At 39.5% G+C, this 12927-nt stretch carries 12 protein-coding genes; 3 read left to right on the top strand and 9 right to left on the bottom strand.

What is annotated here, in order from left to right; all coding sequences use genetic code 11:
* Nucleotides 1–50 precede the first annotated feature (50 nt).
* From ABVZ64_RS05315 to ABVZ64_RS05300, 4 genes are all read right to left on the bottom strand, one after another.
* Entirely contained in the window at nt 51–1082 is a 1032-nt protein-coding gene (locus ABVZ64_RS05315; protein ID WP_352400018.1) for a PocR ligand-binding domain-containing protein, read from the bottom strand.
* A 375-nt stretch (nt 1083–1457) separates the two neighbouring features.
* Nucleotides 1458–1748 (bottom strand): hypothetical protein, encoded by a 291-nt coding sequence (locus tag ABVZ64_RS05310; protein WP_352400017.1) that lies wholly within the window; start codon nt 1746–1748, stop codon nt 1458–1460.
* A 285-nt stretch (nt 1749–2033) separates the two neighbouring features.
* On the bottom strand, nt 2034–3146 hold the full coding sequence (locus ABVZ64_RS05305; protein WP_352400016.1) for an aminotransferase class I/II-fold pyridoxal phosphate-dependent enzyme: 1113 nt from the start codon (nt 3144–3146) through the stop codon (nt 2034–2036).
* 309 nt (nt 3147–3455) lie between these two features.
* Nucleotides 3456–6086 carry a calcium-translocating P-type ATPase, PMCA-type gene (locus ABVZ64_RS05300; protein ID WP_352400015.1) on the bottom strand — a complete coding sequence of 877 codons (2631 nt, stop codon included), beginning with the start codon at nt 6084–6086 and terminating at the stop codon, nt 3456–3458.
* Nucleotides 6087–6202: 116 nt separating this feature from the next.
* Here ABVZ64_RS05300 and ABVZ64_RS05295 point away from each other — a divergent pair, with 116 nt between their 5' ends.
* The 3 genes from ABVZ64_RS05295 (at nt 6203) to ABVZ64_RS05285 (ending at nt 7638) form a co-directional block, all read left to right on the top strand.
* The gene (locus tag ABVZ64_RS05295) at nt 6203–6787 is read left to right on the top strand and encodes a manganese efflux pump (protein WP_352400014.1); all 585 of its coding nucleotides are present in this window, start codon (nt 6203–6205) and stop codon (nt 6785–6787) included.
* A 195-nt stretch (nt 6788–6982) separates the two neighbouring features.
* Nucleotides 6983–7249: a hypothetical protein gene (locus tag ABVZ64_RS05290; RefSeq protein ID WP_352400013.1), complete on the top strand. Its 267-nt coding sequence runs from the start codon at nt 6983–6985 to the stop codon at nt 7247–7249.
* A 5-nt stretch (nt 7250–7254) separates the two neighbouring features.
* Complete coding sequence (locus ABVZ64_RS05285; protein ID WP_352400012.1) at nt 7255–7638, top strand: VOC family protein; 384 nt, start codon at nt 7255–7257, stop codon at nt 7636–7638.
* 54 nt (nt 7639–7692) lie between these two features.
* Here ABVZ64_RS05285 and ABVZ64_RS05280 read toward each other — a convergent pair whose 3' ends face one another.
* The 5 genes from ABVZ64_RS05280 to ABVZ64_RS05260 all read right to left on the bottom strand — a co-directional run bounded on the left by ABVZ64_RS05280 (nt 7693) and on the right by ABVZ64_RS05260 (nt 12564).
* On the bottom strand, nt 7693–8118 hold the full coding sequence (locus ABVZ64_RS05280) for a TipAS antibiotic-recognition domain-containing protein (protein WP_352400011.1): 426 nt from the start codon (nt 8116–8118) through the stop codon (nt 7693–7695).
* A 94-nt stretch (nt 8119–8212) separates the two neighbouring features.
* Nucleotides 8213–8458 (bottom strand): MerR family transcriptional regulator, encoded by a 246-nt coding sequence (locus ABVZ64_RS05275; protein ID WP_352400010.1) that lies wholly within the window; start codon nt 8456–8458, stop codon nt 8213–8215.
* A gap of 62 nt (nt 8459–8520) precedes the next feature.
* Nucleotides 8521–9546 carry an adenosine deaminase gene (gene add / locus ABVZ64_RS05270; RefSeq protein WP_352400009.1) on the bottom strand — a complete coding sequence of 342 codons (1026 nt, stop codon included), beginning with the start codon at nt 9544–9546 and terminating at the stop codon, nt 8521–8523.
* 133 nt (nt 9547–9679) lie between these two features.
* Complete coding sequence (locus tag ABVZ64_RS05265) at nt 9680–11161, bottom strand: DUF1846 domain-containing protein (protein ID WP_352400050.1); 1482 nt, start codon at nt 11159–11161, stop codon at nt 9680–9682.
* Between the two features lie 227 nt (nt 11162–11388).
* Entirely contained in the window at nt 11389–12564 is a 1176-nt protein-coding gene (locus tag ABVZ64_RS05260; RefSeq protein ID WP_352400008.1) for a YkvI family membrane protein, read from the bottom strand.
* Nucleotides 12565–12927 lie beyond the last annotated feature (363 nt).

Raw genomic sequence — 12927 nt, 5'->3', positions numbered from 1 at the left:
CCCCAACTATTTTAAAATGTAAGTGACCTAAGTAGGGAAAAATCAAATGACTAAAACATTTCCTCTAAATTCTTTGCAACGACAACGGAGTCTTGAACCATCTTTTGTAAATTTTCCATGTCCACCGTTTGCTGTTGAGAAGTTTTTAATGCTATATTTGAGTCTTGAATGGTATAACCTATTTTTTCTCTAATCTGATCATTTAAAATATCAATTTTAACAACTGTATCGTTGGAGCTTTGTGCCAGGGAATGAATTTCTTTTGCAACCACAGCAAAGGTTCTTCCGTCATTGCCTAACCGAGCAGCCTCAATAGAGGCATTTAACCCCAATAACTTAGTTTGACTAATTATTTTTGCAATAGACTTAAGTATTTCTGAAATTTCCTTTGTTACACTGCTTACCTCAGTGATTTTATGGGACAGCTCGTTTTGACTTGCAGACATGTCCTGGGCAGATGACGTTAAAGTTTCAATCGTTTTAGATATTTGGTTAAAATTGTTTGCCAATTCTTTGGACAACACTTCAGTTTCAAGCCGGTTGAATCCATTTTCAGCTAAGGCATTTACAACAATATGTAATACTTCTGCTGCCGCCTGAATATTTTTCATAGGAACAATATCAATTTTATCCGCAGCAGTCCATAATTCATCTCCATTCAGGTTTAGTTCCTTGCTTACCTTTCTGATTTCCTTTTCCTTGGGGGGAGAATCCAAAATTTGCCCACCCAATACGGTTCCCAAGTGTCGTCCTCTTACAACAATAGGGCAGGCAAAATCAATCAAATCTGCATGACATTTTCCAATATGAGGTCTACCCGTCCGCACAGCTTTTATTCCCATTTCATTATGACAAGAAGCACATCTAGCATCACCAATATTCGACATATGGATATAATTACTACAAAATTCCCGATAGTAACTGGGAGAAGTGATCTCTCGTCCTTCCCGATCAACCGAAACCGCTGCACAGTTCATACCTAAAGCAAAATTATCCAAAAAATCTTGTAATATGTTCACTTCTATGATGTCAGTCACCTCTAGCTTGTCCAAATTAACCATACCATTTACAAATTCAACCATGCCCTAGCCCCCTCACTTGCCCTCTCAACGGAAGTAACTTAACTAAAAAAATACTTAAATACCTTGAATTATTTTCATGTTATCATCTGAATTTACCTCTGTCAATGGAGGTATAATACAAAATTATACCTTTAGAACTTATAGTTAATTTTACATATTTTGCATCAAATAATTAATTATTTCTATGGTTTTTTAATTTATTTGAAAACATCCTATCTTCACTTGTTCGAGAATAATTTGTTTTTTGATTTTTACAACGCCCCATGAAAAAACGAAATTACGAATCAACTTCTCAAATTTTAATAAAGAACCCCTTCTGAATAATCATTTTGACATTCAAAAGGGGTTTTTCTCATAAAAACACATATGAAATTGTTATTTTTTTTGATTTTCTAACCCTTCAATGGACGCAAAAAATTGCTCGTATGTGTCTCCCCATTTTTTAAATGGTTCTGAAACGCCAAGACAACCATCCAACATATCCGATAGATACCTCTGTCCCTGTTGATAAATTTCTCCTACGGTAACAGCGCATCCTAACTCCGTTGCCAACTCACACAAAGCCAATTCTGGATCTTTGGCTTTTCTTGTTTCCAATATTTTTTTACGAAGATTACTATCTTTTTTTGCTTTTTCAAGTAGTTCAAATAATCCATCACTTAACATTTTCTTCGCCTCCTTTTTTTCAGTATTTCCAATTGAAACCTTTAAAATGCTGAAAATTCTTGTAAGGAGATTTATTTTAACGAACAAAAGGATTTTCATAAGAGCCTGCTTTAGTTTTAATCTAAACATTCTTTTCAATCAAAATGTTTGAAAGACTAATAAAATTAGTTTTTTATTTCTGTCTTGTTAATATAGCCAAAAGGGTTGCTCCAATTTACAACAGTCCATAGAAATCGCCTTGAATAGAAATCGGTAACCAATAAATAAACACCGTTAGCAACCATTTTAGATAAGTCCCATTGTCTTTGCACTTTCTTCTATAGCATCCCCTGCCAAATCCAAATCTTCTTTTGTGTGCCCAGCTGAAATCATCACCCGTAATCGTGCAGCCCCTTTCGGAACCATTGGGTATTGTATTGCTTGGGCAAAGATTCCCTTTTCAAACAAATCCTGACTCATTTTCTGAGCCAATTCACCATCACCTACAATCACAGGGATGACAGGCGTTACCGTAGTGCCTATATTTAGCCCCAGCTTTGTAATTCGATTGGCGAAGTATTCTCTATTCTCCCATAGCCTTTTTACATAGGTATCATCCTCCGAAACCATCTGGATCACCTTTAATGCAGCTGCTGCCAGGCAAGGTGCCATTGGGGAGGCAGTAAAAATAAAACTTCTTGCCTTAGGGCGCAAGGATTCAATCAACTCTTTTGAACCAGCCACAAACCCTCCTGCTGAGCCAAACGCCTTTGACAATGAACCCGTTTCTACCTCTACACGATGGCGTAATTCAAAATAGTCTACGGTACCTTTACCCATAGGTCCCATTACGCCATCGCCATGGGCATCATCAACCATTAACATTGCCCCATATTTTTCTGCCAAATCCGCTATTTCAGGAAGGGGTGCCAAATCACCATCCATACTAAACACCCCATCCGTTACAACAAGCTTTTTGCCCACTACAGGTTCCTTTAGTTTCTCTTCCAAAGACTCCATATTTTTATGGCGATACACTTTTACCGTTGCTCCAGAAAGACGGCAACCATCAATAATACTTCCGTGGTTCAACTCATCACTATAAATCATGTCGCCCTTTCCTACTAAAAACGGAATTACTCCTGTGTTTGCAGAAACACCACAATTAAACACCAAAGTTGCCTCAACACCCTTATATTTTGCTAAAGCTTTTTCCAACTCATCATGCACAGGAAAATTACCAACAATATTTCGACTCGCCGTAGGCCCAACACCATATTGATCTAAAGCCAACTTCGCCGCACGAATAACGTCCGGATGGCTAGCTAATCCCAAATAATTGTTGGATGCCATATTAATTACTTCACGACCATCCAAATTCACACGCGCCCCCTGGGGACTATAAACAGTTCTGTACATAAGATCTCCCTCTTTCTTTGCTATCTACAACCACTGCCAATCAGCCTCGCCCTTTGGCGCGGGTAAAGACTTTGTTATATTATAACAAATGAACCCCATAGAAACAACCGAACGCCCCTCAAATCCCAATCATTACTCTTTATTTTTACTTTGATTGTCATGGCATATTTATATTTTAGTAACCCTTAAAACAATCCTCTTTCAACACTCAGAACTTTGGCGGCATGATCATAAACCAGGCCTGAGGGTACCCCCAAGCCTGTCATTTAAATCCTTAATACTCATTCATTATGCCAGCTGGTTTTTCACTTATTTGTGGCTCAAAAATCTATCTTTCCATTTTTCTAATTCAACAATAGGTAATGGCATCAATGCCAAAGCTGCCACAATTATCCACTCTTTCAAACCTAATGGCGCCACCTTAAATACAGTTGCTAGCGGCTGAACCATAATGACTACAACCTGAAGCAATATGCCTACAATCAAAGCCCCTACCAACCATCGGTTTTCTAACGGATGGATAGCAAACAAAGAGTGCTCGGAGCGCATATTAAATGAGTGCACCAACTGAGATAGTGAAAGCACTGCAAAAGCCATAGTTCTGCCCGTTACATACATTTTTTCCTGATCGAAATATACATGGCCGATACCAAATGCTAACAAAGCCAGCATACCAATCATCATTCCCTCAACCATAATTTTACTTCCCAAACCTCCACCAAACAAGGTGCTTTCCCGCTCTCTGGGTGGTCTTTCCATACAGTCATCTTCTACTGGGTCTAAACCTAAGGCAATGGCTGGCAACGAGTCCGTTACTAAATTTACCCACAAAAGCTGAATGGGTAAAAGGGGTGTCGCCCAGCCAAAACACATCGCCGCAAAAATTGTTATAATTTCACCGATATTACTGGACAACAAGAAGTGTACAGCCTTACGTATATTATCATATATGCCTCGCCCTTCACGCACCGCTTCAACAATTGTTGCAAAATTATCATCTGTCAAAATCATATCCGAAGCACCTTTTGCCACCTCTGTTCCACTTTTCCCCATGGCACAACCGATGTCTGCAGCCTTGAGAGCTGGTGCATCATTTACACCATCTCCCGTCATTGCAACCACACTTCCATCTTTTTGATATGCCTTAACAATGCGCACTTTATGCTCAGGCGCAACCCTAGCAAAAACGGTACACTGGGGTACGGCAGACTCCAATTCTTCATCAGTGAGCTTGCTTAATTCTTGCCCCGTTATGCAAGTATCTCCCTTTTCATAAATACCTAATTGGCCAGCTATAGCCTGTGCCGTAAGCACGTGATCACCGGTAATCATTACCGGACGAATTCCAGCTTTTTTACAAAGAGCAACTGCTTCTGCCGCTTCCGGTCTAGGTGGATCTATCATCCCCGCCATACCAACAAAAACCATGTCCCGCTCCACTCTGTTCTCCTTCGTGAGGTCAGGTTTTTCTTTCCATTCACGGAAAGCTACCGCCACCACTCTTAATGCACCTGCAGCCATTTCTCCATTTTGCATACGCGCCTTACTCTTCTTATTGCCATCAAATGCTACCTGAGCATGTCCCTCCAAACACTTGCTGCAACGGTCAAATAAAATATCGGGTGCTCCCTTGGTAACGGACATCCAAGTTCCGTTATCCATAGCATGCAGTGTTGTCATCATTTTACGCTCTGATGAAAATGGTATCTCTCCTACTCTTGGCATTTCTGCTTGAACGTCTTCTATTTTAATCCCACTCTCCTCTGCAGCTTCAGCCAAAGCCCGCTCTGTAGGTTCACCTGCCAACTTTCCTTTTTCCCTACGGCAGTCATTACAAAGAGCGAATAAAGAAAGAATTAACTGTCTTTTTTCCTCGTCCTTTTGCTTACTATAGTCAGAAATCTTTACCACTTTCATTTTGTTTTGTGTCAAAGTGCCCGTTTTATCCGAACAGATAATTGCTGCACTCCCTAAGGTTTCAACTGCAGGCAACCGCCGGATAATGGTATTTTTTTTAGACATTCTTTGCATACCAATAGCCAGTACAATGGTTACAATGGCAGGCAATCCTTCGGGGATTGCAGCAACAGCTAAGCTCACAGAGGTCATGAACATTGTAAAAGGAGCCTCATGGCGCATCAGTCCCATTACAAAAATGATGGCGCATATCACCAATGCACCCATTCCCAGGGTTTTTCCTGTTTGTCCCAATTTTTTTTGCAGTGGTGTTTCCTGGTCATCTTGCTCTGCCAAAAGGTTGGCAATGCGCCCGATTTCTGTGTCCATACCTGTAGCTACAGCAATAGCGCGTCCACTGCCACCCAGAACAAAACTACCTGAAAGAACCATGTTCTTTCTATCCCCCAAAGCCGTTTCTTTTGGAAAGGTAATTGTTTCCTTTTCAATCGCTAAGGATTCCCCTGTAATTGCACTTTCTTCTGTTTTTAAGCCACGGCTTTCAAGTACTCGGCCATCAGCACATATGTAGCCCCCTGTTTCCAGTAGCATTATATCTCCGATCACTACATCTTCCGCAGGAATTTCCGTACGTTTCCCCTCTCGAAGCACTACAGCTTTTGGGGCTGACATCTTTTTTAATGCCTCCAAAGCTTTTTGCGCCTTGCTTTCTTGTATTACCCCTAATAGCGCATTTAACACAACGATGGCAATAATAATGATCGAATCGATAAAATCCTTCTCTCCGTTTAAATAAGAAACAGCAAAGGAGATTACAGCAGCCACCAATAGCAGCATTACCATAAAATCATTAAACTGGGCAAAAAACCTTCTAACAATTCCTTTTTCTGCCCCATCATGCTGAAGGAGATTCTGTCCGTTTTCCAATAATCTTTTTTTTGCTTCTTCTATGGAAAGTCCATTCCCCAAAGAAGTACCCAAAGATTGACCCACTTCTTTTGAATCTTGATTCCACCAGTCCATATCCTCACACCCGTCCTTTGTATTTATTTTTTCAGTTTGTCCTCTTTTTCATATGTATGAGGTCATGCCCAAAAAAATTCCTCCTGCATACTATGTAAATCAGGAGGTGTTTCCTTATGGTTTTTTGTTTGTTACTTGCCTTTTCCCTCAGCATTGATGCTTTGGGCATCGGCATTTCTTACGGATTGCGCCACATCACTTTCCCAACTGCATCCCGCATTTTATTAGCCATAGAGACTTTTTTGATGATGGAAGTTTTTATTTTAGCAGGCCGCGGGCTTGCACTGTTACTTCCCTCTGCAACGGGCGAGACCCTAGCCGCCTGCTTTCTGCTTTTGTTCGGAATTTGGCTTTGCTTGCAGGGGTTTCGGAAGGCAAAAGAACCACCCTCTCCTATGGCAACGGTTCATCAGCCTTCAGCCTGCGACAAAGACGCGTCTCACACACTGGATCCCAAGGAATCCCTCCTGCTTGGGTTTATCCTTTCCCTGGACTCATTAGGTGTGGGCATTAGCGCCGCAGCCTCAGGCATGGCAATAGGGAATCTTCCCCTGTTTGCTGCTATATTTCAAATTATGTTTCTTTCTATTGGAGCATTCCTAGGCAAAAAGCTAACCGCATCTACCAAAATTCGTGAAAATCTTTGGACCACGCTCTCCGGTGGTATCCTGATTTTCATCGCATTGATTCGCTTAATTTAGCGCATCATACTTGAATAAACAGTTCATATTAAATATTCCTTCTTGCGTATAAATATGGCATTGAAAATATAATCTCCCTTTTGCCTATGGTGATCTTTTCTCTGTTTAATAAATAAAAAATTGGTAGGGTTTTCGTCAAATGGTTTTCTCTGCCTCCCTTTCATGTTATACTTTGTAAAAATGGAGGTGATGGTTATGTTCACATCTTTCAACAGCCTAGCAGTTTATACGGCTCATTCCTTAGAAGAGCAAGCAAGAATGCGTCAGTTCTTAGATCAATTAGGGGTTGAACACTCTGTATCTACCATGGATATCAATGCCCCTAAGGGTTTCTATCCTGCACTTTCACCCGAGCTTTTGCAAACCCAAACTATTGACTATATTTTTTATGTTTATAAAAAGGACTACGAAAATGCAAAGAGCCAAATTGAAAGCAACTGGCATTGGGTTGAGGAGGCGTAAAACAAATGAGAATTAGCCATATTGCTTTATATGTTGATGATTTAGAGGCAGCAAAACTTTTCTTTATGCGTTATTTCCAGGCAACCGCCAACGAAGGGTATCATAACCCAACCACAGGACTTTCTACCTATTTCCTAAGCTTTTTAGATGGGGCAAGGATAGAAATTATGCACAGAAATGATATGGTTGAAAATGAAAAACACATATACCGTTCTGGCTACTGCCACCTTGCCTTTTCTGTTGGCAGCCAAGAAGCCGTAGATACACTGACAAATCGCCTATGCCTAGATGGTTACACTGTTTTGAGTGGCCCACGTAACACTGGTGACGGCTATTATGAAAGCTGTGTTTTGGACGGCGAAGGAAATCAAATTGAGATAACTATATAAAAAAAGAGGGTTCATTATGTAAACATAATGAACCCTCTTTTAATTTAGAAGTTCTCACATATTATCTAGCCAAAATCCTACGGCGTTTCTTAAAAACTTTGCACAGCCTGGCACTTCCCGGTCATAGTAGGTCATAAAGCGTTGATCCAGGACATATATCTGAGCCAAACCCTCATGGGCCTGTTTTGAATAAGTTTTCCAAGTCATCCCTAACCATTCTTTGTGGAGCAAAACAATTCGTTTGCCCTCTTCACTTTTCGGAGAGATCCCTTGGGTAACCGCCTCTTTTAGACACAAGAGAATCTCATCCCCCAATTTTTGGAAACGCTGGTAGTCAGCCGCAGTCATATCTCTTATTTTTTCATTTGCCTGTTCCATAGAAGTATCGCCATATTTTGTCCGAACCTCTTGACCATATTTATCTTCATTTTTTTGAAGCATATTTTCTTTAAAAATTTCAAATCGTTCTTTGTCGCTCATTTCCTCTTCTCCCTTCTTTGCTAAGATTGTTTTTTTCACAGTGGTGATTAAGCTATCTAACCGTTCCTTCTGATTCTCAAGCTCATTCAGGTGACTATATAGCGCCAAAAAGAATATCAAAGTCATTTTGATATAAAATATTTTTGATTTGCTCCAACCCCAGTCCTCTTTCGCGATAAAAAAGGATTTGCTGCAATATCTCAACTTCTTTTTCACCATAAAAGCGATAACCAGCCTCATTGGTTCTGAATGGTAAAAGCAATTCAATTTCACCGTAATATCGCAAGGTACGGGGGCTTACTCCTGCCAATTCTGATAGTTCCTTAATGCTATATTCCATACCGTCACCTCCTACTGTAAGAAGAGGATACACCTTAACATAACGTCAAAGTCAACAATAAATTAAAAATTATTTTTGAAAGCTAATATTCTTTCAACCAATGCCTTTTTGTTTACTTCGCTTTGGAAGGTTGCCTCTGCGGCATAAACAAGCATTTGAATGATGTCGTCCTTTGTAAAGCCCATGTCATTGATGCAGTGATCATATTCTTTATCCAAAGTAATATCAAATAATGTCATATTATCCGTGTTTATGGTTACACGCATGCCTAAGTCAAACATTTTCTTTACATAATGTTCGCCGTAACCCCCAGTGCTTTGGCAGCATACATTGCTTGTAGGACAAATTTCGAAGGTCACCCCTTCTCTTATTGCTCTTTGGCACAATTCTGGGTCCTCATAGATATGGTGGCCATGGCCAGCTCTTTTTGTACCAAAGTTCATAGCATCTTCTACTGTTTCAGGGCCTTGGCTATCACCGGCATGACAAGTAAAAGGTATTTCCATTTCTCTTGCTAAATCAAAAATAGGAGCAAAGTTTGATAGCGGTACGATGCCCTCTGCTCCCGCTAAGTCTAACGCAACTACACCCTTGCCAAGATATTCTTTTGTTAACCTGACTGTTTCTAAGTTTTCTTCCATATTCACGGTTTCTGGCCCAATACTCATGGCACACAAAATAATCCCAATTCCGATTTCAGGGTTTTCCTTTAACCCATCATTTCTGCCATCCAAAACGGCATCGATTGCATCTTTTTGCGTTAATCCTTTTCTGGTATGCAGCTGCGGTGCAAAACGAATTTCCGCATACGCAACCCCCTCTTTCACCAACCAACCAATTAACTCCTTGGTCACTCTTTGCAAAGATGCTTTATCTTGCAAAATCTGAACAGGAATTTCAAATCTTTCTAGGCATTCATTCACATCCTTACAATCCTCAGGAACCATAATTAGCGGGATAAAGCTTTCCAAATCCGAAGCAGGCACTTCAATGCCCTGAGCCTGAACCAACTCCCACGCTGTTTCTGGCAATATAGAGCCATCTAAATGTAAATGTAAATCTATTTTGGGTAAATTATATTTTGCCATATCAATATCCTCCTTAGTACGAAAACATTCTGTGTTTATATCATACCCGAACTTTCCGCCTTCTGTCAAAAAGATATAAAAAAATTCCCTTTCTCAAAAATGAGTTAGGGAATTTTTTGAATCATTCAATATATTAGCCATGGAACAGCTTTTTAGTCTGATACTTGGGCTCGCAGGTGAGGTTAACCCCCAACTTTTGCAACACATTCTCATCCACATTAGATAAAATTACAGAAGAATGGGCTTCTGTGCATTTTAATTTTTCTAGCTGTTGTAATGCCAAGTTTGCCTGAGTATCCCTAGTTGCACTAATGCAAAGGGCAATCAAAACTTCGTCTGTATGCAAGCGAGGATTATGATTTCCAAGGTTGTTTACCTTTAACTTTTGAATTGGTTCAATTACAGTGGGAGAAATCAATTTCTCCTCTTTGGGAATGCCTGCTAATTTCTTCAACGCATTCAAAAGCATGGCGGAAGATGCACCCAATAAAGGCGTGGTCTTTCCTGTTACAATTGTTCCATCCGGCAAGGCGATGGCGGCACTAGGTGCATTGGTTTCTTCTGCCCTTTTTAAGGCTGCCTCAACCACCGGTCTGTCCGCAGTAGAAATACCCACTTGCTTCATCAAAAGTTCCAATTTGAAAATAATTTCTTCGTCCACATTACCTTTTCTATATTCACAAAGGCTTTTATAATATCTCCGAATAATTTCATTTCGTGAAGCCTCTTGCACCGCTTCGTCATCGATAATGCAGTTTCCAACCATATTTACACCCATATCCGTAGGGGACTTATAGGAGGATTTCCCATAAATCTGCTCGAACATGGCATTCAAAACAGGGAAAACCTCTACATCTCTGTTGTAGTTAACCGTTGTTTCGCCATATGCCTCCAAATGGAAAGGATCAATCATGTTTACGTCATTCAAGTCTGCCGTTGCTGCTTCATACGCAACGTTTACAGGGTGACGCAAAGGCACATTCCAAATAGGGAATGTCTCAAATTTTGCATAGCCCGCCTTGACACCTCTTTTGTTTTCATGATAAAGCTGGGAAAGGCAGGTAGCCATTTTTCCACTGCCAGGGCCAGGGGCAGTCACAACAACCAAGGAACGCTCTGTTTCAATGTAGTCGTTCTTACCATACCCCTCATCACTAACAATAAGTGGGATATTTGAAGGATATCCTGCAATGGGATAGTGCTTGTACACTTTAAGCCCCAATGCCTCTAATTTCTTTTCATAGGCAATAGCAGCTGCCTGCCCATTAAACTGTGCCAGTACAACGCTGCCAACAAATAAACCATAACCACGGAAAGCATCTATTAAACGCAACACATCCATGTCATAGGTAATACCTAAGTCTCCACGAACCTTATTTTTCTCAATATCTCCAGCATTGATTACAATTACGATCTCCGCATCGTCCTTCAACTGCACAAGCATATTCACCTTACTGTCTGGTTTAAAGCCAGGAAGCACACGGGATGCATGGTAATCGTCAAATAGCTTTCCGCCAAACTCTAAATACAGTTTTCCACCAAATTGCCCAATACGCTCTTTGATTCGCTCAGACTGCATTTTTAAATATTTTTCATTATCAAAACCGATCCGCATCATCTCTAAAATCCCCCGAAATTCTCTCATCCTTTTTCATTACGGTATTAGATTATACTATCTTTTTCGACATAATACAAATGGAAATTAAGAAACAGTCGAAAAATTCTTTTTTTACTATGTTTCCCCCAATTTCTTTTTTCTAATAAAAAAATCCCCTTTTGGAATATTCCCTTTCGGAATATACCACAAGGAGATTTAATTTTGAATTATACCTTAAGTTTTAATTAGTCAACAATGGCTTTTGTCCCTGCATTTGTTGTTTTTGCTGTTTCTTCCTTGCTTTTTTTGATAATTTTGTATACACCAACGGTCAACAACGGCAACAAGTAAATTGCAATAAATGCATAGGCCAAAGCATTATAAAATTTTGCAATCAAATCAATAATACCAATTTTTGAGAAAACCATGGCACCAATCAAAACAACGAAAGTAACAACTGCCTGCTGAGGTCTTGTCATACGTTTTTTACCTATTTCTGATAAGCCGTTATTCACACGCTCAATTAAGGCATGAATAATACCAGTAGATGTTTCAATTAAAGTCCATCCCATAACAATGCCAAACAAGCTGATTACCATTGGTCCGGCAACACCCTGCATCATAGCAAGCCAGGGAACAGATGCACCCAATACAGCCTCATCAGGGTAGTAACACATTACCGCAAAATAAGTTAAGAACCAAGGGATTGTCATTAATATACCTGCAATCAAACCGCTAATCACTGTTTCTTTTCTTTTGGTTTGTCTTTTCAAGGTAAAGAATGATGCAGGAACTACAACCAAATTATACGCACAATAGAGAATGCCTGTCCAAATAATGGTAGGAATAGATGCATCTGACACAAAGCTTGTATCTCTTGTTGCAAAAACAGTTCCCATATTATCATAGTTAGCTGATATAACCAACACTGCAAATATAATATAACCAGCATATAATGCTATTGTTCCATAGGTTTCAAAACGCTCTATCAAATGTTCGCCATAAAAATTTAAAATACCTACAACCACAATGATTCCAACAACCCCAACCCAGTAATTCAAACCTAATGTTTGTTCAACAATGGAACCCGTGGCTGATGCCATAACAGCAATAATTACAATCATAAATAGAATATAGACTATATCAAAAACCACCCAAAGAGGGCCAGCAATCTCTTTGATAAAAGACTTATAGTCATATGCCTTATATAAGCGAATCAGCTCAAAAGACAAAATTGCCACAAGGGCAAACCCAATAAATGTACCAATACCTGCAAGCCAACCCATCGCACCAAATTTTGCACCATACTCAACGATCTCACGCCCCGTTGCATATCCACCGCCAATTAATACCGACTGTAACACAACACCGGGAAGGAGATACTTGCCAAAATTGCCTTCAAAAAAACTCTTTTTCTCCATAAATAATCCTCTCCTTCACTAAAGTATAAGTTCCATTTTCTCCCTTTTCCCTCTACTCAAAATGGAGAAAAACCGAAGTTTGTACTTAAATAAATACAAACCAAAAAGCTTATGCTAAAGTTACTACATTTGGTGGAATTCCGTCAATGCATTTTTCCGAGAGTTTTCTGCGTAAAACCATGCTTTCTATTTGTTTTTTTCCTATATTTTAAGGAAAAGTTTAATGCTTGTTTGATCTTGTAAGACAAGAATTCCCTGTATACGTAAAAAAATGAATAATATTAACTAAATAAGTTTAGTTCTATTAAATTTCTATTTATTTTTTATAAAATTTAGTTATACTAAATAAATTTTTTGAACAAA

The sequence above is a fragment of the Anaerotignum sp. genome (assembly GCF_040307045.1).
Lineage (GTDB): Bacteria > Bacillota > Clostridia > Lachnospirales > Anaerotignaceae > Chakrabartyella.
This window is presented reverse-complemented; position numbering and strand designations above follow the sequence as displayed.